This window comes from Roseimaritima sediminicola, assembly GCF_009618275.1.
GTDB lineage: Bacteria > Planctomycetota > Planctomycetia > Pirellulales > Pirellulaceae > Roseimaritima > Roseimaritima sediminicola.
Genome location: NZ_WIAD01000043.1, coordinates 22,433 through 49,191 on the forward strand (window position 1 = coordinate 22,433; position 26,759 = coordinate 49,191).

General features: G+C 62.7%; 21 protein-coding genes and 1 CRISPR repeat array. Of the genes, 10 read left to right on the plus strand and 11 right to left on the minus strand.

The features are described 5' to 3' along the window. Nucleotides 1-5 precede the first annotated feature (5 nt). Nucleotides 6-2,981: a PSD1 and planctomycete cytochrome C domain-containing protein gene (locus tag GE027_RS17455; RefSeq protein ID WP_153558506.1), complete on the minus strand. Its 2,976-nt coding sequence runs from the start codon at nt 2,979-2,981 to the stop codon at nt 6-8. A gap of 201 nt (nt 2,982-3,182) precedes the next feature. Here GE027_RS17455 and GE027_RS17460 point away from each other — a divergent pair, with 201 nt between their 5' ends. Beyond that, on the plus strand, nt 3,183-3,938 hold the full coding sequence (locus tag GE027_RS17460) for an AraC family transcriptional regulator (protein ID WP_153558507.1): 756 nt from the start codon (nt 3,183-3,185) through the stop codon (nt 3,936-3,938). Between the two features lie 196 nt (nt 3,939-4,134). Here the strand turns inward: GE027_RS17460 and GE027_RS17465 are convergent, their stop codons facing one another. From GE027_RS17465 to mgtE, 6 genes are all read right to left on the minus strand, one after another. Then, nucleotides 4,135-4,374, minus strand: coding sequence for a hypothetical protein (locus GE027_RS17465; protein ID WP_153558508.1), 240 nt, complete (start codon nt 4,372-4,374; stop codon nt 4,135-4,137). 17 nt (nt 4,375-4,391) lie between these two features. Continuing rightward, the gene (locus GE027_RS17470) at nt 4,392-6,200 is read right to left on the minus strand and encodes an Hsp70 family protein (protein ID WP_153558509.1); all 1,809 of its coding nucleotides are present in this window, start codon (nt 6,198-6,200) and stop codon (nt 4,392-4,394) included. Between the two features lie 53 nt (nt 6,201-6,253). Further along, nucleotides 6,254-6,970 (minus strand): nucleotide exchange factor GrpE, encoded by a 717-nt coding sequence (gene grpE / locus GE027_RS17475; RefSeq protein ID WP_153558510.1) that lies wholly within the window; start codon nt 6,968-6,970, stop codon nt 6,254-6,256. Next, complete coding sequence (locus GE027_RS17480) at nt 6,963-7,289, minus strand: J domain-containing protein (protein ID WP_162006783.1); 327 nt, start codon at nt 7,287-7,289, stop codon at nt 6,963-6,965. The genes grpE and GE027_RS17480 overlap by 8 nt, the downstream gene beginning before the upstream one ends. Before the next feature lie 126 nt (nt 7,290-7,415). Then, nucleotides 7,416-9,491, minus strand: coding sequence for a hypothetical protein (locus GE027_RS17485; RefSeq protein WP_153558512.1), 2,076 nt, complete (start codon nt 9,489-9,491; stop codon nt 7,416-7,418). A gap of 331 nt (nt 9,492-9,822) precedes the next feature. After that, nucleotides 9,823-11,172 carry a magnesium transporter gene (gene mgtE / locus GE027_RS17490; RefSeq protein WP_153558513.1) on the minus strand — a complete coding sequence of 450 codons (1,350 nt, stop codon included), beginning with the start codon at nt 11,170-11,172 and terminating at the stop codon, nt 9,823-9,825. Nucleotides 11,173-12,162: 990 nt separating this feature from the next. Here mgtE and GE027_RS17495 point away from each other — a divergent pair. Together GE027_RS17495 and GE027_RS17500 are read left to right on the plus strand one after the other, a co-directional pair. Next, the gene (locus GE027_RS17495) at nt 12,163-12,525 is read left to right on the plus strand and encodes a tellurite resistance TerB family protein (protein WP_153558514.1); all 363 of its coding nucleotides are present in this window, start codon (nt 12,163-12,165) and stop codon (nt 12,523-12,525) included. A gap of 8 nt (nt 12,526-12,533) precedes the next feature. Further along, nucleotides 12,534-13,166, plus strand: coding sequence for a phosphopantothenoylcysteine decarboxylase (locus GE027_RS17500; RefSeq protein ID WP_237607617.1), 633 nt, complete (start codon nt 12,534-12,536; stop codon nt 13,164-13,166). A gap of 630 nt (nt 13,167-13,796) precedes the next feature. On the opposite strand, the gene GE027_RS17505 is transcribed toward GE027_RS17500, so the two are convergent. After that, complete coding sequence (locus GE027_RS17505; RefSeq protein ID WP_237607618.1) at nt 13,797-14,726, minus strand: lipase family protein; 930 nt, start codon at nt 14,724-14,726, stop codon at nt 13,797-13,799. Between the two features lie 134 nt (nt 14,727-14,860). Next, complete coding sequence (locus tag GE027_RS17510) at nt 14,861-15,868, minus strand: DUF6807 domain-containing protein (RefSeq protein ID WP_153558516.1); 1,008 nt, start codon at nt 15,866-15,868, stop codon at nt 14,861-14,863. 106 nt (nt 15,869-15,974) lie between these two features. Here GE027_RS17510 and GE027_RS17515 point away from each other — a divergent pair, with 106 nt between their 5' ends. Beyond that, the gene (locus tag GE027_RS17515) at nt 15,975-16,943 is read left to right on the plus strand and encodes a hypothetical protein (protein ID WP_153558517.1); all 969 of its coding nucleotides are present in this window, start codon (nt 15,975-15,977) and stop codon (nt 16,941-16,943) included. A gap of 171 nt (nt 16,944-17,114) precedes the next feature. Next, nucleotides 17,115-18,416: a TolC family protein gene (locus tag GE027_RS17520; protein WP_153558518.1), complete on the plus strand. Its 1,302-nt coding sequence runs from the start codon at nt 17,115-17,117 to the stop codon at nt 18,414-18,416. 136 nt (nt 18,417-18,552) lie between these two features. Here the strand turns inward: GE027_RS17520 and metF are convergent, their stop codons facing one another. Both metF and GE027_RS17530 read right to left on the minus strand, forming a co-directional pair. Beyond that, nucleotides 18,553-19,428, minus strand: a complete 876-nt coding sequence (gene metF, locus GE027_RS17525; protein WP_153558519.1) for a methylenetetrahydrofolate reductase [NAD(P)H] — start codon at nt 19,426-19,428, stop codon at nt 18,553-18,555. Between the two features lie 47 nt (nt 19,429-19,475). Then, nucleotides 19,476-20,312, minus strand: coding sequence for a phytanoyl-CoA dioxygenase family protein (locus GE027_RS17530; protein WP_153558520.1), 837 nt, complete (start codon nt 20,310-20,312; stop codon nt 19,476-19,478). A 95-nt stretch (nt 20,313-20,407) separates the two neighbouring features. Here GE027_RS17530 and GE027_RS17535 point away from each other — a divergent pair, with 95 nt between their 5' ends. The 5 genes from GE027_RS17535 to GE027_RS17555 all read left to right on the plus strand — a co-directional run bounded on the left by GE027_RS17535 (nt 20,408) and on the right by GE027_RS17555 (nt 26,065). Then, nucleotides 20,408-20,935, plus strand: a complete 528-nt coding sequence (locus tag GE027_RS17535) for a HEAT repeat domain-containing protein (protein WP_153558521.1) — start codon at nt 20,408-20,410, stop codon at nt 20,933-20,935. Then, entirely contained in the window at nt 20,935-21,999 is a 1,065-nt protein-coding gene (locus tag GE027_RS17540) for an endonuclease/exonuclease/phosphatase family protein (RefSeq protein WP_153558522.1), read from the plus strand. The genes GE027_RS17535 and GE027_RS17540 overlap by 1 nt, the downstream gene beginning before the upstream one ends. 585 nt (nt 22,000-22,584) lie before the next feature. Then, nucleotides 22,585-23,652 carry a hypothetical protein gene (locus GE027_RS23125; RefSeq protein ID WP_202617452.1) on the plus strand — a complete coding sequence of 356 codons (1,068 nt, stop codon included), beginning with the start codon at nt 22,585-22,587 and terminating at the stop codon, nt 23,650-23,652. A gap of 202 nt (nt 23,653-23,854) precedes the next feature. Continuing rightward, a complete protein-coding gene (locus tag GE027_RS17550; protein ID WP_153558523.1) occupies nt 23,855-24,880 on the plus strand; it encodes a hypothetical protein in 1,026 nt (341 codons plus the stop codon). A 9-nt stretch (nt 24,881-24,889) separates the two neighbouring features. Further along, complete coding sequence (locus tag GE027_RS17555) at nt 24,890-26,065, plus strand: HTTM domain-containing protein (RefSeq protein ID WP_153558524.1); 1,176 nt, start codon at nt 24,890-24,892, stop codon at nt 26,063-26,065. A gap of 40 nt (nt 26,066-26,105) precedes the next feature. Next, nucleotides 26,106-26,369: a CRISPR direct-repeat array (repeat unit 25 nt; unit sequence AACAACCACGCGGGGACAGTGCACG). Nucleotides 26,370-26,759 lie beyond the last annotated feature (390 nt).

A 26,759-nucleotide genomic window follows, 5' to 3' on the forward strand; every position in this document is an offset into this window, starting at 1 on the left:
ACAGCTTATTTGGTGAGGAATTCGTCCAGGTTCAGCAGCACGCCGGCGGCGCGGACCAGCCCTTGTTCTTCGGCCGTCATCGCCGGGGGCTCGTCATCGGCCGCGGCGTCGGGCTCGGCGGCAGTGTCGCGTTCGGCGGCAGTGTCAGGTTCGGCGGCAGTGTCGGGTTCGGCGGCTGCGGCCGTGTCGGCACACAGCTCGAGCAACAGGGCCAGTTCTGTGTCGCGGGGCGAGCGAGAGGTTACCAGCTGGAATCCGTAGGTGAGCTGAGCTTCCAGGGTGTCGCCGGACTGATGCATCCGCCGAGCCAGATTCACCGCGCACTCGACGAACGTCGCATCGTTCAGGGTCATCAAGGCTTGCAGCGGCGTATTGGAACGCAGCCGCCGCGGCGCGAAGAATTCGCGCGACGGCGCATCAAAGGCGGCGAACATCGGATAGGGAATGCTGCGTTTGGTGTAGGTGTAGATCGAACGTCGGTAGCGGTTTTCTTCGCCCCGCTCCGGCGTATTCCATTTGTCGCTGGCCACGAAGGGACGCCACACGCCCGAGGGAATCGGCGGATGAACGGGCGGTCCGTAGGGCTTCCTGCTCAGCAGCCCCGCGACGGCCAACGCTTGATCGCGGATCACTTCCGCAGGCAGACGGTGCCGCGGTCCGCGGGCGAGCATTCGGTTCTGGGCGTCCCGCTCCTGCAGCTCGGGCCGAACCTTCGAACTCTGCCGGTAGGTGCTCGACAGCACCAGCTCCCGCAGCAGCCGCTTGACGCTCCAGCCGAAGTGGTTCTGGAATCGCAGCGCCAAGTAATCCAACAGTTCGGGGTGCGAGGGCGGTTCACCCGACGAACCAAAGTCCTCTTGGGTCGCGACGATGCCGATACCGAACAATTGCGCCCAGAAACGGTTCACAGCCACGCGAGCGGTCAGCGGGTTTTGCGGCGAGACCATCCAGTGGGCCAGCGCCAACCGATTGGCGGGCAGGTCGTCCGGCAGGGGCGGCAGGGAAGCCGGCACGCCGGGCGTGACTTCCGGCCCCTTGGTCAAGAACAACCCGCGTTCGAAGACGTGCATCGGCCGAGCCAGGTGATCCGGGCGTTCTCGCAGCACGGGGACCGCGGTCGAGGGAATCGCCGAGCGTTCGGTTTGCCGCTGGGCCAACCGCTCGCGCTGTTGCCGCAGCGATTCGTCGCTCAATAGTTCGGTAAACCGCGGATCATCGCTGACCGCCAGATGTCCCCGCCGCGAGATCAACGAGAACGCGGCCAGCAGGTACACGCGGTGCTTCAGCACGACCCGCAGCCGTGTGCCTTCGGCCACCTCGACCGGTTGCTTCAAAATCAACGCCGCCTGGCGTGGATAATGGATGCGTGAGTAGGCGGCAAACCCGCGGTTCGACTTCGGATTCAAGCTCTCCTGAGGATCGAAGAACGGTTCCGGTTCGTCGATCACCAGACGCGCGATGTCCAGGGCTTGGGGTTCATCCTGGCCGGGCACCAGCAGGGACGCCGTAACGTGCGAAAGCGAGAACCCCCATTCCGAATCGGCCATCGCCTGTTCGCCGTCGTGCGGTTCAATTGTCACACGAATGGCGGTCAAACGCTGGAGGTCGTCACTCGTTGAGTCCGTCGCCGCGGCAACCGGCAGGGGAGCCCGCAACGTGATGTCCGTGTTGCGGCTGACCGTGCCCTCGGTGAAAAATTCCTCGTGAGCTCCATCACGCTCGACGCGCAACTGCGTGGCGTTGGAACTGGTCGCCTCCAGATCGGTCAGCGGCGTCCAGGCCTGAGCATCGCTCAGCAGTGCGTACTCCTGTTGCCAGATACCGTGTTTCAGCTCGCCGATTTCCCGGTCCAGCTGACTGGCCTGTTCGTCGTCTTTCCGGTCGAGCGGCACCTGCACCACCGGGTACTCTTCGTTCAGATCGCTGTCGGCCGTGTTGTTGAAGAACGCGGCGAAGCGGTAGAACTCGTCGTGTTCAAACGGGCCGTAGGGATGGCTGTGACACTGCACGCAACCAAAGGTCACGCCCTGCCAGGCCTGCCACGTGGTGCTCACCCGGTCCAGCACCGCGGCCACTCGGAATTCTTCGTCGTCGGTGCCGCCCTCTTCGTTGGATTGACTCAACCGATGAACGGCCGTGGCCACGTGGTCTTCGATCGAAGCGTTCGGCAGCAGATCGCCGGCAATCTGTTTGATGGTGAACTGGTCGTAGGGCATGTCGCGGTTCAGGGCCGAAATCACCCAGTCGCGATACTTCCAGATGTTGCGGCGTCCGTCCGCTCCCAGACCCTTGCTGTCGGCATAGCGGATCTGATCCAACCAGGGGCTGGCCCAGCGTTCGCCAAAATGCGGCGAATCCAGCAGGTCTTCGACCGCCGCGACGTAGGCCGCTTCGCCACGCTGCTGAACGTCCGCCAGGAAGGCTTCGACCTGGGCAGGCGCCGGAGGCAATCCGACCAGGTCCAGGTGCACCCGGCGCAGCCACCGCTGGGGCGGAGCATCCGGGGCGGGCCGAATGCCTTCTTCCTGAAGACGTTTGAGAACAAAACGGTCCAGCGGCTGGCGCGGCCACTGTGTCGCGCCCACGTCGGGAACCTGCGGCGCGACCGGTGCTTCGTACGCCCAGTGCTCGACCCACCGGGCCCCCTGCTCGATCCATTTGGTCATCAGGGCGATATCGTGATCGGACAGCGGAGCCCCATGGTCCGGCGGCGGCATGATCGTGTCGGGATCGTCGGAGGTGATGCGTTCGATCAGTACCGATTCGTCGGGCGCTCCCGGTTCGACCACCCAGCCGTCGGGCGGCAACACCTTGTCGCGATACACAAACGACAGATCGCCGGCCTGTTTCACTCCGCCATGGCATGCCGTGCAGTGCGCGGTAAAGATCGGCCGGATGTGTTCGTTGAAACGAATTTGGCCGGGAAGGTCAGCCCCAGCCTGCACGGCCGGTTCCGCCGCGGTCGCCGGGCGGGCGAGCATAGCAACGCTTGCCAAGGTTCCCAGCAGCAACAGCGCCCCAGGTAGGCCTGATGGATAACGCAACGTCAGCAAGGCAGGAGGCGGGGTGGGAGCAAGGGGCTTTGTAGCCTTTGTATTTGGTTTCATAGTCACAACTTCACCATAGCACCGGCGGTCCGGTGTATCTTGAACGGCAGGGGCTCATTTTTGTATGATTTGACCATGAGCGAATCGGATCCACGAGCGTTTCAAGCCGCCTTCTTCGCTCGCCATGTGCTGGCCGAATCGGTCATTGCTCTGTTTGATTGGCTGCCGCAGACGTATTTTTACGCCAAGGATCGCGACAGCCGGTTTATCAAAGTCAATCAGCAGTTTCTGGAAAACCATGGTTTGACCGACGAAACCGAAGCGATCGGCAAGTCCGATCGCGACTTCCATCCCCCTCTGTTGGCCAAGGCCTACATCGATGAAGACCGCCGGGTGATGGCGACGGGCCAGCCTCTGCCCGGTCAGGTTTGGTTGGTTCCGCATCGACGTACGGTGCCGCGTTGGTACGTCTCCACCAAGTCGCCGCTGAAAGACGTCGACGGCGAAGTGGTCGGGATCGCCGGCGCGATGTACCGAATCGAGCACCAGGAGGAGCTGACGCGGTACCTGCAAGAACTGCTACCGGTGGCTCGGTACATCGAGCTGCACTACCACGAATCGATTTCCATGCAGGCGATGGCCCAGCTGGCCGGGCTTTCCACGACTCATTTTAACCGCCGCTTCCAACAACTGCTGCGCATGCGTCCCAGCGATTACCTGCGTTCGGTCCGCGTGCAGGCAGCCCAGCGTTTGCTGGCCAGCACCTCGCGCAGCCTGGCCGAGATCGCCGTGGAGGTCGGGTTTACCGATCAGAGTCACCTGACGCGGCGGTTTCGCGAAGTGACCGGGATGACGCCGGCGGCCTGGCGCAAGCGATTCGTCCGCCCCTAACCAGTGCCACAGGCTTCCAGCCAGTGGCATAGGCTTCCAGCCAGTGGCATAGGCTTCCAGCCTGTGGCATAGGCTTCCAGCAGTGGCATAGGCTTCCAGCAGTGGTATAGGCTTCCAGCAGTGGCATAGGCTTCCAGCCTGTGGGGGACTTTTGGGAGACGATTACTTTCACAGACTGGAAGCCGATGCCACTTCGTTAGCGTGGGAGGGATTTGGGGGCGAGCCATTCCAGTTCGGCGAGGTGCGCGGCCAGGCGGACATGGTCGCCGGCGGCCCGCGCTTGTTCGATCTCCGCTTGCAGCACGTCGACTCGCTGTAGGGCTGCGACCAGCAGGCCGAGATCGGCACGGCACCGACGGCACGTCTGCCGGTATGACTGCCGCGCACGGCAGGCCGGACAGCGTAGCTCGCGCGGTGCGGACGGTGCGGCATTCATGACAAGCGTCGAGCCCGTTACTGGTTGATATAGAACAGGACATCGTCGAGTTCTTCGCAAAGCTTCTCGGCGGCGGCACGGTCCTCACTGCGAATCGCTTGCTGCAACTGTTCGCACAGATCCGCCAAGTCTTCGGCGTCCTCTCCTTCGGCTTTGGTGGCAGCCTGCTGGGCGCGCTGCAACATTCGGTGGGCGGGAGCCAGCGGCGAGTCATCGTCGATGTCCGCGAGCGGTTCGGTCCCGCCGCCCTGTAGCTGGAAAGCGGAGCGGTCTTCGTCGTCCACAGTGAGGACTTCGACATTGGTGAACAGGTCTTCCAGTCTGTGGGCGGCCTCTTCGCCTCGGTCGCTGTCGAACCGGCTGAGCGCGTTGTCGATCGTCAGTTCCTGGACATCGTCGTTGCCGGATTGTTGGGCGGTAACCTTCAGGGTGCCGCTGAGGGACAGTTCAAAGCGGACCAGGATTTTGGCCCGGTGTCCGCTGGGGCTTTTCAGTGGCAATGTAAAGTGTCCCAGCGAGGTGTTGCGTTCCACCTCCTTGTGTTCGCCCTGCAAGACGTGGATCTTGACGATCTCTTGATCTTCGTGGACCGCATAGTAGGACTCTTCGAAACGGGCTGGCAGGGCGGTGCCGCGGTGAATGATCGGCGAAGCGATTAAGCGTGGTCGTTCCAGAAATTCGCCGTCGAGCGCTTCGATGCCCAGGGTGTGGGTGACCACATCGATCAGCACCCGGTCGACGCCTTCGCCGGCGATCATGGCACCTTGAACCGCCGCCCCCAGAGCCACCGCCAGGTCCGGGTCGACAGCGCGGCTGGGTTCCAGTTGGAACTCTTCGCGCAAACGCCGCTCGACCATCGGGGTTCGCGTCGAACCTCCGACCAGGATCAAGTCGTCGAGGTTGTGGGCATTCAAGCCCGCCTCCTGAATCGCCTCGTGAACGCATTGCACGGTGCGTTGGATCTTCTCCGCAATCAAGGTTTCGTATTCGTTGCGGTCAATGGTGACCTTCAGGTTCAGCGGTTTTCCGTTCTTCTCGGCGATGAACTCTTCGGCAATGGTCACCGATTCCTCGCTGCTCAACCGGCACTTGGCGGCTTCACAAGCATTGATCAGACGCCACCGAGTGCTGGGATCGGCACGCAGGTCCACTTCGTGTTGGTCGTAAAACGCTTCGGCGACATGCTGGACCAACAGGGAGTCGAGGTCGTCCCCGCCTAGATGCGTATCGCCACGACTGCTGAGCACTTCGATGACGCCTTCTTCGATGCGCACGATGGAAACATCGAACGTGCCGCCGCCGAAATCGTAGACCGCCACGTGTTGACACTGCTGGTCATTGACATGGTAGACCAGGGTCGCGGCGGTGGGTTCGTTGATGATCCGTTCGACGGTCAAACCCGCCAGTTCGCCGGCATGCTTGGTGGCCTGACGCTGCGACTCGTCAAAGAAGGCGGGCACGGTGATCACGGCGCGGGTGATCTCGGTGCCCAGGACCGCGGACGCTCGATCGCGAAGTCGCCGGAGGATGATCGCACTGATTTCCGGCGGCGTGAATTCTTGCTCCGCCAGCTTGACCGGGTCCATCGATCCCATTTTGCGTTTGATCGACGCGATGGTCGCCTGGGGGAACGCAACCAATTGATTTCTGGCCGTGGTTCCGACCAGGGTTTTGCCACTGGGATCCAAGCCCACGACCGAGGGCAGAATCGCTGCGCCCTGCTCGGTCAGGACTTGGGGTTTTCCTTGGACGACGGCTGCCACCACACTGTTGGTGGTTCCCAGGTCGATACCGACGATGGGAGAGGAGGGTTGGTCAGTTGCCATAATGGTGTTCGTTTACGAGTGGCGAGGTTGATCGGTGCGCGGGCCGGTAACGTTCAGTTTCGAGAGACATGGACTTCCGCATAGCGGATGACGTCGCCCTGCCAACGGTAGGCCGGGCAGAGCTGAGTGACGACGTGTCCGGCGGGAACCCGGTCGGATACCACCGATTCGACCGCCGACATCAAATTGCCATCGAAGGGAGCCCCCTGGACGTCAATCCTTTCGACGTCCGCCTCGCGGACCAGACGCTGGACCCGCTGGAGCAGCATCTCCAGCGCGGCGGTCGACGTTTCTACGGCCGCGTCCGCGACAGCGGGAGGCGGAGGACAGGAGGTCGCGAAACGGCGTAGCCACCCGCCCAGCAACCAGCGACGCACCGCACCGCACCGCTGCAGTTCCTGGTCCACCTGTTGGCGGAGATGATCTCGCCACGATGAATCGGCTTCGGCCGAAGGACGCAGCGAGTCGACCGCGGTCTGAACGGTCCGCGACAGATGAAAATCAATCTCCGCCAACGTTTCGCACAAACGGCGCTGCTGCAGCCGCTGGGCTTCACGGTCGGCGCTGATTCCCGAGGACATGTCGGCGGAGAGCTGGGCGGCGCTGCGATGCAGCCCCTGCTCCAGTTCGCTGATCTGCGCGGTCGCCGCGGCCAACTTGTCGGCCAGCTTGCGATCCTCCGACGACTGGGTTCGAAACTCGTGACGCATCGCCGTAAAGGCTTCGATGACGTCGACCAAGCCGAACGACGGCGGCTGTGGTTCATTCATTACGCGATCCAGTGGTTTGATTACCCAGACTGAGCAGCACCTCGGTCGGGACCCGCGGCGGGTTCTGTTTCTCCTGATCCAGCAGCGTTTTCCAAGGTAGCGGGTCTCCGGGGGGCTGCGTCAATCGCCGGGCGATCGTCATCGGGTCCGACGCGGCATTGTAGGCCTGTTGGATCTGCTGGAAACGTTCGGGGTCCGATTCCGGTGAGTGCCGTCGGACCAGTTCCAGATAACGCGAGCGAACATCCGCTAGGGAAGCGTTGGCAGGCAGGCCCAAGACAGCAAACGGGTCGGACGCAGAGGAGTGCGATTCAGACACGATGGCAACTCGCTTTCTGGGGTGGAGCAGCGTTCATGGTGAGACGGCGGAAAGGTCGCAGGACAGCGGAACGAAAACGCGAAACAGGCAAGCGGGGCGGGCAGCGACACATGAGAACGCGGCGTCTTAGAAAACGTCGTCGTCGTCATCGTCATCGTCGTCGGCAAAAGCGTTAAAGAACATTTCGGCAAACTCGCCAAACAGCGGTTCCGGCCGCAGTTCGTGCAGGGCTCGCTCGGCAGTCTCCGCGTAGGCGTGCCGCAAGTAGGGATCGCTCTCCTCGCTCGCAGCCTGCTTCAGAATTTGAACTCTTTGCTCGAGGTCGACAAGCCGTGGGTTGGTGCTGGTGTTGAGCAGGGTCTGGAAATGCCAGAAGATCACTTGCGCCTGCGATGCCTTGCTCATGATCACCGGCGGTAAGCGGAATTGGTAATTTGTATAGAAAGTCTTTTTGTGAACCAGCCATTCCACGGCCGCCCAACAGTCCTGCTTGCGATAACGGGAGAAAAGGTTCCTGGTATTGGTGATCCGTTTCTTCAGCTCGTTGGCAAACTTCGCGCCGTGCATTCGATAGGCCGGATACAACGAGTTCGTGCGATGCAGGTCACGAAAAAACCGGCCACAGGCGAGCAGTTGTTCGGTAGGGAGCGTTGAGACCGACTTCGCCGCTTGATCGACGGGACCGCGGAAAGCTTTGAGCTCCGCTGCCGGCAAACGCATCATCTGCATCGCCCCGAGCGCCATCACGGCGTCGGCCAGGTCTTCACGGGACGTTCCGCCCAGCTGCTCGCGGGCCTCCTTGCGCTGCGCTTCAAAGGACGGGAGATCGCCGGCGCGGCGGGACAGCGCAGCCTGCAGGTAAGGGACCCATTCCTGACAAACCCACTCGGGCCAGAGGCTTTTCGCGTTGTCGAAATGTTCTTGCGCCTGAGCGACTCGGGTTTTGCGGCGGGCAAGCCGCATCGATTCCAGGAGGTTCCATTTCCATTCGATCGCCCGGACTTTGGGGTTGGGATGTCGCGAGGCAGCAAGCCACTTCACATGCGGCACCGCCAGTTCATTCATTTCCTTGTCGAAGTAATGATCGACCAGCCACAGACGGGGCGTGATCTCTTCGGGGACGCCTTTGCTCCACGCTTCCATCGCGGTGGCGAGCCGGGACTCATACCACTGCCGGTCCGCTTTGCGAAAGCGTTCGGGGTCGGCGTACTCCTGCAACCAACCGACGTACTCACGGTGCGGTTCGGACGACGCCGGGTAGGCTTTGCAGGCCGCTTGGTAGTAGCGGTTCACTTCGCTGCGATCTTCAGGGCCCTCGTTGTGCAGGATGCGGGCCAAGGGGTTCAGGGAAGCGCGTCGATGATTGGCAAGCGCGAGGTAGACCTGGCATTTCACAGCGTCGCGGACATTCGCGGACAGTTGGTCGTTCTGGTCCAGCGATTGCAGATACTTAAGGGCCGCCGGTTCCGCTTGGTTCTCATGGTCAGGTGTCGGCGCGTAGAACAGGAACTTCAGCCACAGGTTTTGCGGGTCGTGTACCGGGCCGGGGAGTCGTTTGGTAATGTGTTCAAAGCCGTCGGAAAACGGCAGGTGATAAATGCGAATCAACGCATTCTCGCACAGCGATTGGACCAGGTGCGGCTCAAAACGTCGTTGCTCGGTGGCGAAGACCCGTAACCAATCGACTTGGGCAGGGCCGATCCAATCATCCTCGGAGATGCTTTCTGGAATGGGGCCGGCGTCGGCGGTTTCTCGATAGGCTTCGGCCAGTGCGGGCCGCTCGAACCGCAGACGCCAGATCATCCGCACGTCCGGCGCGGCCGCTTTGGCGTCGCCGCCCGAGCGGTGCAGCTGCTGCGATTGTCGCAGGTTCGCAGCGATCCGGGCCGGACGTCGCTGGGCGTCCAGCCGCCGCCAACTCTGCTCGGCCTTTTCCGGGGCGTCATGGTACCAATCGATCAGGCCTGTGATGAACAACCGCCAGTCGCTGAGCAGGCTTCGCCGCGGAATCGACTGCAAACATTGACGAGCTCGTTCGTCGCGTCCCGCGGCAACCGCCTCCAGGGCATCGCGCACCGCGGTGACTTGTTGGGCGATTTCAGGCGAGAGACTCTTGAGCCGCGCGGCATCGAAAACGGCCACGTCCTCGGCCGGTTCTCCGTCGCCAGGGCGGGGCCGTACCCGCGAGACGCGGCTGCGCACGATGCGTCCTTCCCCGGCGGCTTGCCGGGGGCTCGTCGCTTTTGCTTTTGCTTTTGCTTTTGCTTTCGCCTTCGCCTTCGCTTTTGCTTTGGCCTTATGCTTGGCGGCTTTTCTCTGCTGTTTCGAACGTGCCATGATCGCCTTAGAATCAAGCATTCGTTTTCTAGCGTCATCTTCGATGCTAGACAAATTAACAAATTCGGATTGCCGCTGCGATTCGCCCACGACGAACCGTCGTCGCTTCGGCTGTTTTCGCGGCGCTTTGTCGCCTCTTACTCCGTGAAGGTTGGATGTTTTGGCTGCTTTCGCGGAGGGAAAGACGGCACCGCGGTCAGCCCATCACCAGGCGGGCGACGTTGAAGTAGATCACGATCCCCAGGATGTCGACGATTCCCGCGACGAACGGATTGCTCATCAACGCCGGGTCGAGCCCCAGTCGTTTGAACATCAGCGGCAAGGTGGCGCCGCACAAACAACCCGACATCACGACCGCCAGGATGGTTATCGGCAGGACCAAGGCGCTGGTCGGGTCGGGGGCGACAACCAGCGAAACCGCCCAGCCCATCGCGGCCAGAAAACCGCCCAGCAGCAAGCCGACGATCACTTCCCGCCACATGATCGTTTGCCAGTCGCCCGGCCGCACCTGTTCGCTGGTCATCGCCGTAATCACCAGCGTCGCCGACTGGGTTCCGGAGTTGCCGCCGGAACTGATGATCAAGGGGATGAACAGAACCAACCACGTGTACTGTTCCAGTTCCTGATCGTACTGACGCAGCGCGATGGCGGTCAGCAAGGCGGCGAAAAACAGAATGGTCAGCCAAATGCCGCGTTTCCAACCCAGCCGCAGCAGGTTGATCCGCAGGTACTCGTCTTCCAGCGGCGCGACCGCCGCGATGCGATGGGCGTCCTCGGTCAATTCCTCACGCACCACGTCGATCACGTCGTCGTGCGTGATGATGCCCAGCAGACGCCGCCCTTCATCGACGACCGGGATCGCCAACATGTTGTAGCGTTCGACCAGCTCGGCCACCCATTCCTGGTCGTCACTGGTTTCCACGACCACGACGTCCGTTTCCATCAAGTCCTGCAGACGAGTGTCGGTTCGTCCCAACGCCGAAACCAGCTGGCGGCCCGAAACGATGCCCCGCAATCGCTCGGCTTCGTCGACCACGTAGATGTAATAGATCGTCTCCAGATGCTCGGCCTGTTTACTCAGCTCGTCCAGGGCCTCGCGCACCGTCAGCCGTTCGTCCAGCTTCGCCACTTCCGTCGTCATCAACGCCCCGGCGGTGCCTTCGGCGAAGGACTGCAGGCGGCGGATGTCGCGGCGGTCTTTGGCGGGCAGCAAAGCCAGCAGCTGGGCCACACGCGGTTCGTCCAGTTCCTGGACCAGGTCGACGCGGTCGTCGGCCGGCATCTCAATCAACAGCTCCGCGATCTGCTGCGAGTCCTCTTCGCGGAGAATGGTCAGTTTGTGATCCAGATCGAAGAACTGGAAAATCTCCGCCCGCAGAGTCGGTGAGGCGTGCCGCAACACCTGCCAAGCTTCGGAGGGCGTTAACCCTTCCATGTACTCGGCCGTGCGGCCAGGGTTCAAAGCCACGCAAAACTCTTGCAGCTCGTCGGACTGCTGCAGCTCGAGCATCTCGCGCAGTTCGGGCAGGAAGAGGGTGTTGATCATGCGAGCATCGGCTTGGAGTTTTCGGAAGGTCGGCGCATTCTAGCGCGTGGCCTCCAAATCGATAAGGTCGGGCACTGCACGCCGAAGACGCTCAACCGGCTCGGTAGGGGCACAAAAAAAGCGAACGTCCAGGACGTTCGCTTCTTTGCATTCGGCTCGTATCGGAATCGATACGTGCATGGGCGTCCGAGACGCTTAGTAGCCGCAGCAACCGCCACCACGACGGCTGTGGTGACCGTGTCCGCCACGACGCTTGCCGCCGAACAGGCCGCAACGCTTACGAGGCTGGGGGCAGCAAACGGGCTCGGGGCAGCAGACGGGCTCGGGGCAGCAAACCGGAGCTACGTGGTGAACCGGAGCGGGAGCCGGTGCTTCGCAGCAAACCGGAGCCGGAGCAGGAGCTTCGCAGCAGACCGGTTGCGGTGCTTCGCAGCAAACCGGTTGCGGGCAGCAGTTGTTGCTCTTGTGTTTGCCAAAGCAACCAGCTTCGGCGGTGGAAGCGGTTACCATCGCGGCGATGGCGAAAACCCCAAGGATCATGATCGAACGCATTGCTTGTCTCCAACAGGAATCGGGAAGGGAAGTAACAGTTGCTAGTTTGGGGGGAGTTTATTAGTTGAAAAAGGTGCGTCAACTAGCGAGAACGGGTATTTTGTGCTTTTTGTGCGGATTGTATGGATTATTTGGCCGTTTTTTACCCCTGTCGGCGGGTTTCCTAGATCCGGAAGTCGTTTGCTAGCACAGGGTTGGGGCGCGGTGATCCCAGACGCCTTGCGGCCGAGGGGGGGCGACGGGGAAAACCGAAGAATTATTTGCCCAGGTTGCCGGTTTTGCTTGTTTTGACGTTTGGTTTTCTTCATTCGTCGCTCCGAGGCCCATCCGATTTCCCGCCCTTCTGGGCTACAATCCATCGCGACACTCGCGGCGAGGACCTGAAAACCTTCCGAGACGCGCAGCTTCGCCTTCTTCATGCCTTAGGAAACCGTTCTGATGGATGCACTGGCCCAACTGAAAAACATTCTCGTCATGGCAGTCGCCGATGGCACACTGGGCGAAGACGAAGTGGCGCTATTAACCGACCGGTGTGTGGAATTGGGGATGGGCGAGGCGGAACTTCAGGAAGCCGTCGCGTATGCCCTCAGCGAGTCCCCGACGCTGGAACTGCCGACCGATCCAGCCCAGCAGGAAGCGTTGCTCGGAGATTTAATTCGTATGATGGCTGCCGACGGTGTGCTGACCGAAAGTGAGAAGCGTCTGTTTGCCTTGGCCGCAGCGATGATGAAATTCGACAACGAGCGTCTGAATGCGTTGCTGGATGACGTGGTTGGCCGACAAAAGCCTGGAACCTCCTGAGTACTAGCGTGGCAAGAATCCTGATTACCTCCGGGCCGACCCGTCAGTACTTGGATCCGGTTCGTTACTTGACCAACGGTTCCAGCGGCCGGATGGGAGCTGCTCTGGCGGCGGCGGCCGTCGAGGCCGGCCACGAGGTGGTCGTCGTCAGCGGGCCGGTCCAGACCGTGTATCCGCCGGAGGCCAAAGTCGTTTCGGTGTTGACCACCGACCAGATGCTCGAGGCGGCCTGCGAACACTTTGAAGACTGCGACGGCGCGATCGGCGCCGCCGCTCCGTGTGACTACCAGCCACGGCAGATCGCGCTACAGAAGATCTCCAAGAGCGGCCAACCCTATCTGTTGGAACTGATTGAAACGCCCGACGTGATCGCCACGCTGGGCCAGCGCAAACGCGCCGATCAGTGGGTCGTGGGGTTTGCCCTGGAAACCGAAGACCGCCACTTTCGCGCGATCGTAAAACTGGAACGCAAGCACTGCGATTTGATGATCAGCAACGGCCCCGAAGCGATCGACGCAGACACCAATCAGGTGGAAGTGCTCGACCGCCAGGGCACCGTGCTCGAGCGCCTAGCCGGTTCCAAGACCGAGGTTGCCAAGGCCATTTTCACCACGATCGAAACCCGTCTGATCCGCCCCTGAGCGGTCTCTTCATCAGCCGCCGGCGCATCGAAGGCTGATGGGTGGGCGGCTATATCAGCCGCTGACGCGCTCGCCCAATGCCACTTCCTTTGTAGCGGAACGGCGCGAGCCGTCCGGTTTTGCGGTGCGAACCTTCACACACCGGGCGGCTTGCGCCGCTCCGCTAACGCTTCAATCGCAAGCGATGGTGAAAGTAGATGGCATTGGGCGCTAGCCCACGGTTCGTAGGCGCTGACGCACTAGCCCACGGTTCGTAGGCGCAACCCATCGTGATGAATCGGCAAGGAACGGAACCGTACGCTAGCGCGTCGACGGCTGATGAGTGGGCGGCTATATCAGCCGCTGACGCGCTCGCCCAATGCCACTTCCTTTGTAGCGGAACGGCGCGAGCCGTCCGGTTTTGCGGTGCGAACCTTCACACACCGGGCGGCTTGCGCCGCGCCGCTAACGCTTCAATCGCAAGCGATGGTGAAAGTAGATGGCATTGGGCACTAGCCCACGGTTCGTAGGCGCTGACGCACTAGCCCACGGTTCGTGGGCGCAACCCATCGTGATGAATCGGCAAGGAACGGAACCGTACGCTAACGCGTCGACGGCTGATCGGTGGGGCGGCTGATGGGGCGGCTGATGCTAGGCGGCTTTGGCGGTTCGGCTGCGCTCGGGCATGGCCAGTTCGTTGGCGGCTGCTGGCGCTTCGCCGCGGCGGACATCTTCCTTGTCCTCCCGGACGGCATTGCGGATCACCGCGATGTAGCCATGGATGCTGTGGTCGCTGAAGTGGTCGATTCGGAATCGCCGCAGCGAGCGCCAAAAGCCACGCCACCGATCGATGCGTTTGCCGACCGCGTCGAGCTGGCGAACGCGGCCGCGGCTGTCGGCGTAGACTTCGCGGCCAGCGTGGCGGTATCCCATCCAGGACGGCGGCACCCGGGTCACGATGTCGTTGTTGTGGACCCAGCGGTAATGCGGCAGGTCGACGTAATTGACGTAGGCATTATCCCCGACGCGGGGGCTGCCGTAGGTAAACAGGGCCTCGGGGTTGCTGGCGATGTGGGACAGAAAGCAGCGGCCGGCACAGATCGTCGCCATCGCACCGCCCAGGGAATGGCCGCAGAACCACAGTGGCAGGTCGTTGTCGGTCAGCGCGGTTTCCAGCTCGGGCCACAGGTCATCGACCTCTTTCTTGAACCCGCGATGGACCTTGCCCACGGTTTCGGCCAGGACCGACGCGGCATCGACATCGGCTTGGATGTCATTCCATTCGTGCGGTTCGGTCCCGCGGCAAGCGATCACACAGTCGTGCGCGTTGCGAAAGCGATAGGCCTGCGAACCATCGTTGTCGAACAAGGTCGCATCGGCAAAACCGATCGCGGCGGCGGCCTCAGCCGCTTCGCGCTGATCGTTGTAGGAGATCATGGCGAGTTCGGCGAACAGCAGTGCTCGCTGCAGGAACGTTAATTCCGCGATTGGAGTCGCCAACCGAGAATGCACCACAACGGGCACTTCGCCCGAATCCCTGATCACCGTCGCCATCTGCTTGTCGCCTCCTGCGCAAACCACACCACTAGTCCTGTGAGCGAGGCCGCGGCGATCGAGCCGCCCCCCCGCGGGCGGCAACCCAATCGTGCCTCGGCGACGCATCCTAGCAAGTGCGTGGGCGAATCCCCATAGCAAGATCGACGGTCACGCGGCGGTTACTTGCCGCTGTACTGCGACCACGCTTGCTCCAGCGTCTCCGCGGTGGCTTGCCCGTCATGCAGCAGGACGCGGAACCGCAGCGTCCAGGTATCGCCCGCGGACAGTTTCTTGCCCTCGGTCGGTTCGCCACCGGTGAAATGGTAAACGCCGAAGGGATTGGCGGCGAACAGGCCGTAGGTGCGGACGTGCCAGCGAACCGGATATCCGTAGCTGGTCGGATGGTTCATGATGGTCAGTCCCGCGGGCTGGCCATCGACCGGTCCGCTGTAATCGACCCAGGGCGAGGGCTTGCCCCAGGCGGCTTTGTTCTTCAGGCCTTCGGCGTTCAGGATGCGTCCGCCCTTGCCAGCGTCCACCTTCATCGTGCCCGCGACGCGGATGCCGAAGCTGCCCTCTTTGGTGTCGCCAAACACGACGTCGCCTTCGCTGGCAGTCAGCGAGAACACGCAATCGATCCAGCGCTGTTGGCCGTTGCCGTCAAAGGTCAGCTGCCAGCGGTCGGTCAGAACCCGCTTGCCATCAGGACCCACCCACTGGTGCCGGGCGTCCAGGGTGGCGGTGCTTCCGCCCTCGGCTTTGGCTTCGCCCAGCGGCTTGATCGTGCCCCGGCCTTCGCCTTCGGCCCAGAAATCGATGCCGTTGACTTCGCCATGGGTCATCCAGAACGAACGGTGGTGAACGTGATCGTCTCGCTCGCTGGGGGCGGCGTCACGCATCGGGTAGCCACGAGTCAACTCTTTGCCGTTGACGCCGACAAGCGGCCAAAGGATCGGCTTGGCGGTGTGGCTGGCCCAGTAGCGAGCGACCGGCTGGTCGTCCAAGCGAATTTCTACACCGCCCTCGACCGGCTCGACCGTGTACTCGCCCCCGGCCGGCTGGGAATCGGCCGCCGCGACGATTGCAATATCTGCGGTGCCAGCGATCAGCAAGCCGGCCGTGACGATCGCCAGCCCGCGGAATCGGCCGCGGCAGCGGGCGGGAAGGGACAGCAATGCGGGAAACATAAAGACTCCAGTTCAAAAGGCGGGAAGTACAGGTGGTGGTAGGAACAACAGTTGTCGAGCGTTAGTTTAATTGATTCTTCATGCAGGGATTTGCTCCGGGATTGAGATGATACTAATTGCAACCGACGAAGCCGGTTATGGTCCCAAGCTGGGGCCGTTTGTGGTCGCGGCGACCGTGTGGCGCCTGCCCGAACCCGCGGGGGTCGCCGCCCTGGCGGGTTTGAGCGAAACGGTTTGTCCGGCCGGCTTGCCCGCGGTCAGCGTCGCCGACTCCAAACAGGTGTACCGGCCCGGCAGCTCCGGCGGACTCAACGCCCTGGAAACAATCGTGTGGGCGGCCACGCGGTGGATCGATCCGCACGGGCGGCCCGCCACGTTGGCGGAGCTGCTGGCGCGAACCAGTTCCGGCGACCTCGCCGCGCTCCGCAATCAACCCTGGTTTGCCGGGGCGGCGCTCGATGGTCCGTTCCCAGGGGGCGAACCGATCCGCAAAGCGGCCGAAGATATCGCCGCGGCGGTGCTTCCGGTTTGGCGACGCGAGGGCGCGGAGCTGTTGGAGGTGCGCCAGCGGATCCTGGCGGCGCGGTGTTTCAATGGTCAATTGCAACGCGGCATCAATAAAGCCCAGCTGCTGTCGGAAACGACGGCCGACTTGGTCGTGAGGATCCTGCGAGCCTACCCCGGCGAAGCGGTCCATATCTATTCCGACCGGCACGGCGGACGAGCCTATTACGGAGGGCTGCTGCAGCATTTTCTGCCCGATGCCCAGCTGCAAATCCTGGCCGAAACGGCTCGCGAAAGTCACTATCAACTGGACGAGGACGCTCGCTCGCTGCAGTGGCGGTTCACGGTTAAAGGTGACGCGTTTGCGCCCGTCTCGCTGGCTTCGATGTTCGCCAAGTACACCCGCGAGCGGCTGATGGAATGTTTCAATGCCTACTGGCGTCGCCAGCACGGCGAGGATCTGCGGCCCACGGCCGGCTACCCGGTCGATGCCCAGCGTTTTCTCGACAACATCGCTCCCGCCGCCGCCCGGCTGCAGATTCCCAGCGAGGTGCTGGTGCGGCAGCGTTAAAGTCCCTCTAAACCGTTTTGTTACCCTACGCGAAAGCATCCTGCAGGCCCACCGGAAGATGCTTCGATAACTTTATCGACCGCTCACCCGGACGGTCAGCGAAACGGCTTCTGGATGCAGGGACGTTCCACTGCACGCCGCCCCCCAGGCTTTAGAGCAAGATGGATTCGGATGCTCAGTCGCGGAAAAACCAACAACGTCGTTTGCGGGATGGTTCTGCTCGCTTGGATCGGAGGGGCTTCGTACGCTGCCGCCCAGCAACCTCGCTTCCTCGCGGTCGCGCCGGCGAACCAGCCGGGTCAGTCGAGTCAGCCGGGTCAGCCGAACCGGCCGAGTCAGTCGGGGGCTTCCGGCGAGTCGACCAACTCGGCGGAAACCGGCGAGTCGGAGTCGCTTGAGGCGGTGGAGATGATCCAGCCCGGTGAGCAGCACGCCGCGTCGCCGGCCGAGTCGGTCGCCGGCTGGAGCGTGGAATCGGTGCGTCACTGGGCCGCCCAGAACGCGGCGCTCGCAAACGCCTTGGCCGCGGAGAGCCGGTCGGTGGGGGCGGCCTACGATCGCCAGAAAGACGACCAGCGGAAACAGGCGTGTCTGACGCAAATGGTTCTGGCCCACTTGGCCGCTCACGATCGCAACCGCGCCGCCGCCGAAGCGATGACGGCCTACTACCGGATCGTGGCCCTGGAGAAGCAGGTCAACCTGTTGACCGACGCCATCGAAGTCGTCGAGACGCTAACTCGCTTGGCCGAGAAAGCCGAAGAACTGGAGCTGCCCGATGGCAACTCCAACGAACTGCGGCGTCAGCGTTTGGAACTGGGGGTGCGGCACGTGGACGCGGCGACGGCGATCCGCAAACTGCGCCTGCGACTGGCCCGGCTGACCGGCCAACCGCTGACGGCGACCGAGCAGGCCTGGTTGAGCGATCCGCTGCCCGGAGCCGGCAACCCGCTGCCGCTGGACGAAGCCCTCTCGGACGCCTGGGCCCATCGTCACGACCTGCAAGCGATCGAGGTGGTGTGCCCGCGGATCAGCGCCGACACGATGCCTGCGGTGCGCTCGCTGATGGGCGTCCTGCAGCCCGGTTTGGGGATCGCGGCGGCGGTGGCCACCAAGTGTTCGCTGTTCGCCGCCGGCGGCGAAGAAGGCCAGGACGTGTGTGCTCGCCGCAATCAATGTCGCCAACTGGCTCAGACACGACGCGATCAGATCGAAGACGAAGTGCGTCTGGCGATGCTGGAGCTGGAGGCGAGCTACCAGCGGACGCAGTTGGTCCGCGATCGCTTGGAACTGGCTCGGCAAGCCGCTCGCGAACAGGCCAAGGCCGTGGAACTGGAACAGAGTCCGGCCGGCGCGGATCTGTTGGCGGCCCTGGAATCGCTGGAGGTTCAGGGCGATTTGCAAACCCGGCTGATGGAGCAGGCCGTGGCCGAAGTGGAATTGCTCGAAGCCCGCGGCGCCGCCTACCGCCGGTAAGCCGAACGCCCCCGTAGCTGAACTCGCCGCCCGTAGCTGAACTCGCCAGAGTCTGGACGGCACAACCCTCCGCGGCGGCGCTGCCCAAAGTCTGGCGACTTCGCTACGGTTGCCAGGCCGCAAATCCGAAGTCGGACTAGACCGCCGAGCCCAGTTCGCAGTCCTGCAGCATCCGCTCGGCGGCTTGACTTTTATTCAGCACGTACAGGTGCAGGCCGGCGGCGCCGTTTTCCAGCAGGTCCAGCATCTGTTGACGCGCGTGCTGGACGCCGATGTCGAACTGCCACGTGGCGTCGTCGCGTTCACTTAAGCGCTGGACCAGCTTCGGCGGCAGCTTGGCTTTGCACATCGCGGTGATCCGCTGGGCCTGCGCCAAGTTGGTGATCGGCAGCAAGCCCGGGATGAGTGGCACCTCGATGCCGGCCTGTTGGCATTGGTCGCGGAAGCGATAGAAGTCGTCGTTGTCGTAGAACAGCTGGGTGATGATGATGTCGGCCCCGGCATCCACCTTGCGTTTCAGGTTGTCCAGGTCCGTTGCCGCGTCGACGGCTTCCTGGTGGACTTCCGGGTATCCGGCCACGGCGATGCCGAAGGGGTGGGGCAGCGAGCGGATCAGTTCGACCAGTTCGTTGGCGTACCGCAGTCCCCCTTCGACGGCCCGAAAGCTGGTTTCGCCCTTGGGCGGGTCGCCGCGCAGGGCCACGATGAAATCGGTGCCGCGGTCGGCCGCTTCCTGCAGGAACTGGCGGATCTGTTCGGTCGTCGCGCCGACGCAGGTCAGGTGCGAGGCGACGGGCAATTGCGTTCGGCGGCGGACTTCGCTCAGCACGTCCAGGGTCAGCCCCTGGGTGGACCCGCCGGCGCCGTAGGTGCACGTGAAGTAGTCGGGCTTGAAAGCCATCAAGCGATCGACGTGTTCGTACAAGGACTCCAGGCCGGCGGCCGTTTTGGGCGGAAACAACTCGAAGGACAAGCCGCGCCGTCCATCCCGGTAGTAGTCGCTGAGTTTCATCAAGGTCGGGTGGTTGAAGGTCGGGTGGTGAAGGGGGAAACGGGGCGTCAGTCGGTTTGCGGCGGTTTGGCTCCCGGCCAACGCTCGGGATCGGCCTGACCAGCAACCACCACGCCTTTCTGGTTCCAGCCCAGGTGAGCGGTGACGTCGGCAGGACAGTAGCGCAACGTCAGGCCGCAGCGTCGCCGCTGCGACCGGTTGGCCGCCGAGCCGTGTAGCAACAGATCGCTGTGGATAGAAAACTGTCCGGCTTTCAGCGGCGTGGCCTGAATCCGGCCGTATTTCTCCGGGTCCGCGACGCTCTGGTTCAGCACGTTGTCTGATTGCTTATCACTTTCGGCGAATTCGATCAAGCCACTCGTGTGGGAACCGGTTACCACTTCCATACAGCCGTTCTCCGAATCGGCATCGTCGATGGCCAGCCAGACGGTCACGGTTTTCGTGGGCGTCAGCGGCCAGTAGCTGCAGTCCTGGTGCCAGTCGACGCGTTTGCCATCGCCGGGCAGCTTGCAAAAGAAATGGGCCCCCCAGCCCACCACGTTCGGGCCCAGCAGGTCCGCGACCGGGGTCACGATCGCCGGGTGCTGCATCAGATCCCAGACGCGGCGGTGTTTCAGATGCGCACTGCTGATCGAATAACTGTCGCGTCCCGCGCCGAGCGTCTGTTGCAACAGCCCATCGAAGTACGCGCGGACCTCGTCGGCCGTCGCCGCATCGTAGGCCTCCAGCGGTGCCAGGTAACCGGTCTCGTTCCAATCGGTGATGTCGGCCGGGGAAAGCCGCTGGGGAGCCGTGGTTGCCGAGGGGAAAAAGCGGATGTCGCGATCCAGTTTTTCAATCTCGTCGCGGTCGGGAATGATCGCGAAATCGGTTTGCTGTTGCATCTCAGGCACCGTTTTTTGTAAGGACAGCAAGGATAGCGGGTGCATGGATTCTACGGTGCCCCTCGCAATGTGTCTAAGGATGGGGAGAGCGGATCATGGATCGATCAGTCAGCCGCTGGGCCGAGGCCCTGGGCGGCAGCGACGAAACCCAGCGGCGGACCGCCGCGCGCGCCCTGGCCATCGGCGGGCAGGATTTGCGCCCGGCGATGCTCGCCCTGACGCTGGCCGCCGGTGATCGCGACGACGAAGTGCGTAACTGGGCCGCGGAAGCTCTGGAAACGGCTGGCCCACCCGCGGCGGCCGACGCGGAGCGTTTCAGCCAACTCCTGCTCGATTCGCTGCGATCCGGCGAAGCCGTCGACGGTGAATCCGCGTACTGGGCTGCCAAACTGCTGCGGCGATTGGGGCCCGAGGCCGCTTCGGCCACCGCAGCCCTCACCCGAGTGCTGGACGAATCGCCGTTTCTGGCCGTCCGCGAACAAGCGGCCGCAGCCCTGGGACGGATCGGTCCGGCCGCCGCCGACGCGACCGCAGCCCTGCGGCGAGCCGCTGGCGAGGGCGTGCCCCGCCTGGCACGACTGGCCCTCTCGGCGTTGGATGCGATCCGAGGAATGGCCGCTTGATGTTCTGGAAACGCAAACGCAGACGTTCGCGAACCCGGCTGCCCTGGACTCGCTTTATCGGCCCCGGGGCGACCATCCTCGGGTTGCTCTCCCTGCTGGGATTCGGCGTCGGCAAAGGCGTCGACTTCTCACGCCTGGATGACGTTCCCCCTCCAGCCACCGGCGAGGATTATCCCAGCGACCAGCCGTCGTTGGTCGGGACCAGCAAACTAAACGACCGGATTCGCATCGCCAGCTTCAACATTCAAAAGTTCGGCAAAAGCAAATCCAGCGACGTCAATGTGATGGGGGTGTTGGCCACCGTGATGGCTCAGTTCGATGTGGTCGCCATTCAGGAAGTGCTGTCGGCCGACTCCAAACCGGTTCAGAAACTGGTCGACCGGATCAACGCCCAAGGCGGACGCTACGCCTGGACTGCCAGCAGGCCGATTGGCCGCACCAGCTATGTCGAACAGTATGCCTTTGTCTGGGATACCACGCGCATCCGGCTGGTCCCCGAGTCGGCTTATCTGGTCAGTGATCCCGAGGATCGCATGCACCGCGAACCGATGGTGGCCACGTTTCAAACCATCGTCTCGCCGATCAGCGGTCGCGAGGGTTTCCGGTTCACGCTGATCAACGTCCACACCGACCCCGACGAAGTGACTTTCGACGGCCCGGAGAACGAACTGAATGTGCTGGATGATGTTTATCGTTCGGTTCGTCAGTACGAATACAGCCGGCACCGCGAGGAAGATTTTATTCTGCTGGGCGACCTGAATGTCGACCGCGACCACCTGTACGAACTCGGACAGATCCATGGCATCGAATCGGTTGCCGGCGACCAGCCGACCAATACAGCCGGGACCAAGGTCTACGACCACATTTTGGTCGACCGAGCGACGACCAGTGAGTTCACCGGAGAGGCCGGCGTGTTGGAATTCGTGCGGCACCTGAAGCTGACACCCGAACAGGCCAAATTGGTCAGCGACCATCAGCCGGTGTGGGCCGAGTTCAGCAGTTACGAGCAACCCGCCTTCGGCAGCATCGCCACTCGGCCCGCCGCCACGGCCGAAGCACGCTGATCGCGGCGGAGCGGGATTGGTCGCCGAGCGACCGCCACGAATTCTTTTCTTTTTTGCGTCCGCTGGGCGGAGCCGCTGCGTTGAACCAGGTGTGGTGGTCGCCCGGTGCTCGCCACACGCGGTCTCTTTTGACGATCTTGGCTCACAAGGCTGGGCGGGGGGCGAGGGACCCGCTATGTTGAACGGGGGTAGGCAAGACGCGGTGAAAGCGGGGCGGTCGGTTTTCGGCGGCTGGGCCTCGAAGTGCGACACTTCGCTTGCAGTTCATCGGCCGTTTTCGCTTGACATGCATATCGCTGCAGGGAACGTCGCAGCGATCTGGTTCGGGAAGTGAGAAGGAACTCGCGGCGCTGACGCTCGTTACGAAAGCCTGCGACCATGCGGCTCTACTCTCGATTCTGGCCCTCGACGGCTCGTCCTCCTCCGGCATCTCTCGACGCTGCAAGCGCCTCGCCACGTTGGAAGGCGGCAGCCCATTGGCACACCGCCGGTCTGCTCGCCTTTTCAAGGCCCGCCCTTACAAGGCCGCTCGTGTTGGCCCGTTCGTTGAGACTTTACCGAAACCCTTTGACAGGATCCGAGAATATGAAACGATTCTACCATTACAGCGTGCCGCTTCTGCTGGTCGCAGCTCTGGCCGCCATGCCGTTGTTGCGGGCTCAGGACGATTCACCGCAGTCACAGAAAGGAGCGACGCAGACCGAGGACGCGGCCGAAGCGGATCCGGGCAAACCCGCCGAGGAGATCAAGGTCAGCGAGATGACGTTGGCCGATCTATTGATGGTCATGGCCGAACCGGAGGACGCTTTGCCGCCGGAGATGCAGGACCCGGCTTTCCGCAAGTATGTCGATATCTCGCTGTTGGCCGTCGCTTGGCGGGATCTGAATGCGGCGCTGATGACCGATGTTGCCCTGCAGTTGCAGGAGGGCGAACGCGTGCTGCATCGATCGCATTACGCGATCGATTCGTCCGCTCTGCTGCAGGCCGCCGCCAAGGTTGCGGGCGAGACCAAGGACGAGGCGACGCTGGAGCGAATCAAGGCGGCGGCCGATGCGGGTGGCGATAAAGAGCTGGCCAGCAAGGTCGCGATGGCTGCCAAACTAGGCGGTGCCGCCCGCGATATGACGCCGGACTTGGACGTCGATCCCGAGAAGGTCGGCGAAGACAAGTACCAAGACGTGCAGGGCTTTATGATGGCCGTGCGTGCCGCTCGGCTGGCCGGGGAAAGCGACGTCTTGGAGGATTTGGCTGGCGAGGTCGACAAGCTCGAGGGACTGAACGACGACCAACGCGAATCGCTGAAGAAGACGATCGATGAAAGCTTGGCGATGGTCAAGCATGCCGGCAAGGTGGATCCCACGGTCGACACCATGGAAAAAATCCGCGGCGCCACTCGTGCGTTCATCGGGCACTTCGGGCACGGCTCGTTCCATGGACATTTCGGTGGCCACCACGGCGGTCATCACGGTCACTTTGGCCATGGCGGCGGACATTGGGGTGGGCACTGGGGCCATCACGGCCATCACGGCCATCACGGCCATCACGGCCATCACGGTCACCATGGCCATCACGGTCACTGGGGCGGTCACTGGGGTGGTCATCACGGTGGACATCACGGCCACTGGGGCGGCCATCACCACGGCCACCATTAGAGGCCACGGCCGCGCCCCGGTGGGGCGCGGCCGGTTGTTTGCCGCCAGGGGTGACTCCTGGCTGGAACGGCTCGGCGGTCTCGCGGCTGAGAGGCCCGGGGTGTCGAGCGGTGCTGCGGGCGGCGCCGGCGAGTTCAATCCTTGCTCGCACGACGATCGACCCCGCGGTTACTCGACTGTGATCCTTTCGGAGCATCGACCGATGACAACGACAGCAGACGCCTCGGCAAAAACGACTCCGTCACGCGTGGCGGAGACCGCTGAGGATCCGGTCAGGCGGGACGACGAAAGTGCTTCTTCGGTGCGCAAACCGGGACGCCGAGTGCAGGCGATCGTCAGTCTGGTGGTGGCTCTGCATCTGTTCGCTCTGCTGACCGCGGTGACTTCCTCGGGCAGCGGTAAATACACCTCTCCCTATACCGCGGTCAAACTGAACGAACCCTTCCGGCCTTATCTGGAGGTGCTCTTTCTGCGTAACGGATACCGGTTCTTCGCCCCGAACCCGGGGCCGAACTTCGTGGCGTGGTTCCGTGTTACGTACGATGACGGTCGCGTTCGCTGGGTCGAGTTTCCGCGTCGCCAGGACTTCGCCACGCCTTTGGCTTATACCCGTATGTTGTCAGTCGCCAACATGGGCGCGTATACCTATCCTCACCCCCAGGACCCGGACAAAGGCTCGATTCGCCCGGCCACACAGATCTGTCTGCAATCGTTCGCGCGGCGCATCGCTCGAGACGCCGGAAAGAACGCGGACGCGTGGGAGGTGAGGGACGCCAAAGGAGGCGAGCGGGATACCGGCGGCGAGGTGAAGACGAGCGACGGCGGCGGAAGGGTAGTGAGTGTCGAAGCCTATCGAGTGGCACACCTTTACATCATGCCGGATCAAATTCGCGAGGGCTGGGACTACACGGACTTGCGACTGTATCAGCCGATGTATTTGGGAGCGTTTTCCGCGGATGGTTCACCAATCGACCCGGATGCAACTCGCTACTGTGAAACGCCGATCATGGTTTGCGACATGATTTGTCATGACATTGCACCGGAGTTGATGAAGGTTCCGCCGGCAGAGCAGACGCCGCAGCGGTTGGCTGCGGAGCTGGAGCGACTGGGGATTCCCGAACCGGTGCGGCGGCTGGTTCAGCAGAACCCACAACTGATCTCGACCGCTTCGGCTGAAGTCTCCGAGACGCTGTTGCACTTGCTCGAACTGGTCCATGAGGAAAGCTGAGGTGAGTCGATGCGACGTTTGAAGATTCTGGCACGTCCGGTGTGGGACTACGTTGTGAAGCTGTTGCGAACCCTGGTCAGTGGTTGGAGCGATTTTTGGTTCACCGCGGTGGATCCTGCAACGCTGGGCCTGATGCGAATCTGCGTAGGGCTGGTCGTCCTGTACATCTATGGCAGCACGTTCCTCGAACGCAGTGACTTGGTTGGTCCTCACGCGTGGGTCGATGCGCAGGCGATCGCCGAGCTGCAGCAGATCAGCGCGGAGGCGGCTGCGGACGAGGCCGGTGGCGAAGGACGTTGGTGGGGGCAATCGGTTTGGTACTACACGACCAGCGACACCGCAGCGTCGCTGCTGTACGTCGGGCTGCTGTTGGCCGGAGTCTGCTTGACGGTGGGATGTTTCTCGCGAACGGCGAATCTGTTGGTGCTCATCGGGCATCTCAGTTTTGTCCATCGCAGTTACGTCGCTTGGTTTGGAATGGATTCCATCCTTTCGATGCTGCTGCTGTACATGTTGATCGGGCCCAGCGGCAGCGCGTATTCACTGGACCGATGGTTCGCGCGGCGTGGTAAGCGGAGAGCGACATTGGCGGCAACTTCGACGACCGCAATCGCCGCCCAGTCGCGGGCCGCACCGGACGACTCGCCGCCTTCGTGGACGGCCAATGTATCGCTGCGGCTGATCCAGCTGCACATGTGTGTGATCTACTTGTGTTCGGGGCTAGCGAAGCTGCAAGGTGAAACCTGGTGGGACGGGACGGCGGTGCTACGGTCCTTGTTGGGTTACGAGTTAGCGCTATTGGATTTGCGGTGGTTGGGCGGCTTCAGCGACGTGCAGCTGGAATGGTTTTCGAATCTTTCGGTAGCCGCCACGCTGGTTTTTGAAATCGGCTTTGCATTCTTGATTTGGAATCGCTTATTGCGGCCTCTGTTATTGGTCGGGGCGGTGGCGCTGCATCTGGGCATCGCTTCGTTGATGGGGTTGATCGGGTTCGGCGTGATCATGATCACCGGTTGTTTATCCTTCGTCGCTCCCACATCGATTCGCTGGGTGTTACGGGTCCTCCGCGAGCCCCCGGAGCCGGTTGCCGAGGCGCAGCCGCCGAGCCAAGACGGGCAAGCCGCCGGTCCAGAACCCTCAGCCAAACCCCAACCCATGCTGCAAGCAACCCCCGCACCCCACTAACCTCCTCCCCACCCCAGACACCAACCGCACGGGGACAGCAACCAACCACACGGGGACAGTGCACGCGCAACCCACCAACCAACAACCACGCGGGGACAGTGCACGCGCAACCCCGCACAAACCCCAACCAAAACAACCACGCGGGGACAGTGCACGGGCCAGCCACCAACCAACCACGCGGGGACAGTGCACGCGGACCCTGCACCCCGCACGACAACCACACGGGGACAGTGCACGATTAATCAACCGCACGGGGACAGTGCACGCGCCACCCACCAACCAACCACGTGGGGACAGTGCACGCGGACCCGGCACCCCGAACGGAAACTGTGGTGGTGGCGGACGTTCTCTCGGCACCTCATGTTCGTAGCATGCGGCTCGTATCGGTACGACGAAGTCACCACAATCGCACGGGGACAGTGCACGCGCCACCCACCAACCAACCACGCGGCGACAACCACGCGGGGACGACCCGCACAACCACGCGGGGACAGTGCACGCGGACCCGGCACCCCGCACGGAAACGGTGGTGGTGGCGACGTTCTCTCGGCGCCTCATGTTCGTGGCATGCGGCTCGTATCGGTACGACGAAGTGACTCTTCCCCGGATGACTTCCATAGCCGTCTGTAAAGTGGCGTCGACCGTGCCCCCTATATGTAGAGCTAGCAAATTTCGGCGGTAAAGTTCGTATCTA

Coding starts and splice junctions, on each gene's coding strand:
- GE027_RS17550 (WP_153558523.1), top strand. CDS start 23,855: ATGACAACGACAGCAGACGCCTCGGCAAAAACGACTCCGTCACGCGTG.
- GE027_RS17535 (WP_153558521.1), top strand. CDS start 20,408: ATGGATCGATCAGTCAGCCGCTGGGCCGAGGCCCTGGGCGGCAGCGAC.
- GE027_RS17495 (WP_153558514.1), top strand. CDS start 12,163: ATGGATGCACTGGCCCAACTGAAAAACATTCTCGTCATGGCAGTCGCC.
- GE027_RS17515 (WP_153558517.1), top strand. CDS start 15,975: ATGATACTAATTGCAACCGACGAAGCCGGTTATGGTCCCAAGCTGGGG.
- GE027_RS17460 (WP_153558507.1), top strand. CDS start 3,183: ATGAGCGAATCGGATCCACGAGCGTTTCAAGCCGCCTTCTTCGCTCGC.
- GE027_RS17555 (WP_153558524.1), top strand. CDS start 24,890: ATGCGACGTTTGAAGATTCTGGCACGTCCGGTGTGGGACTACGTTGTG.
- GE027_RS17465 (WP_153558508.1), bottom strand. CDS start 4,374: ATGAATGCCGCACCGTCCGCACCGCGCGAGCTACGCTGTCCGGCCTGC.
- GE027_RS17520 (WP_153558518.1), top strand. CDS start 17,115: ATGCTCAGTCGCGGAAAAACCAACAACGTCGTTTGCGGGATGGTTCTG.
- GE027_RS17470 (WP_153558509.1), bottom strand. CDS start 6,200: ATGGCAACTGACCAACCCTCCTCTCCCATCGTCGGTATCGACCTGGGA.
- mgtE (WP_153558513.1), bottom strand. CDS start 11,172: ATGATCAACACCCTCTTCCTGCCCGAACTGCGCGAGATGCTCGAGCTG.
- GE027_RS17455 (WP_153558506.1), bottom strand. CDS start 2,981: ATGCTCGCCCGCCCGGCGACCGCGGCGGAACCGGCCGTGCAGGCTGGG.
- grpE (WP_153558510.1), bottom strand. CDS start 6,970: ATGAATGAACCACAGCCGCCGTCGTTCGGCTTGGTCGACGTCATCGAA.
- GE027_RS17540 (WP_153558522.1), top strand. CDS start 20,935: ATGTTCTGGAAACGCAAACGCAGACGTTCGCGAACCCGGCTGCCCTGG.
- metF (WP_153558519.1), bottom strand. CDS start 19,428: ATGAAACTCAGCGACTACTACCGGGATGGACGGCGCGGCTTGTCCTTC.
- GE027_RS17530 (WP_153558520.1), bottom strand. CDS start 20,312: ATGCAACAGCAAACCGATTTCGCGATCATTCCCGACCGCGACGAGATT.
- GE027_RS23125 (WP_202617452.1), top strand. CDS start 22,585: ATGAAACGATTCTACCATTACAGCGTGCCGCTTCTGCTGGTCGCAGCT.
- GE027_RS17510 (WP_153558516.1), bottom strand. CDS start 15,868: ATGTTTCCCGCATTGCTGTCCCTTCCCGCCCGCTGCCGCGGCCGATTC.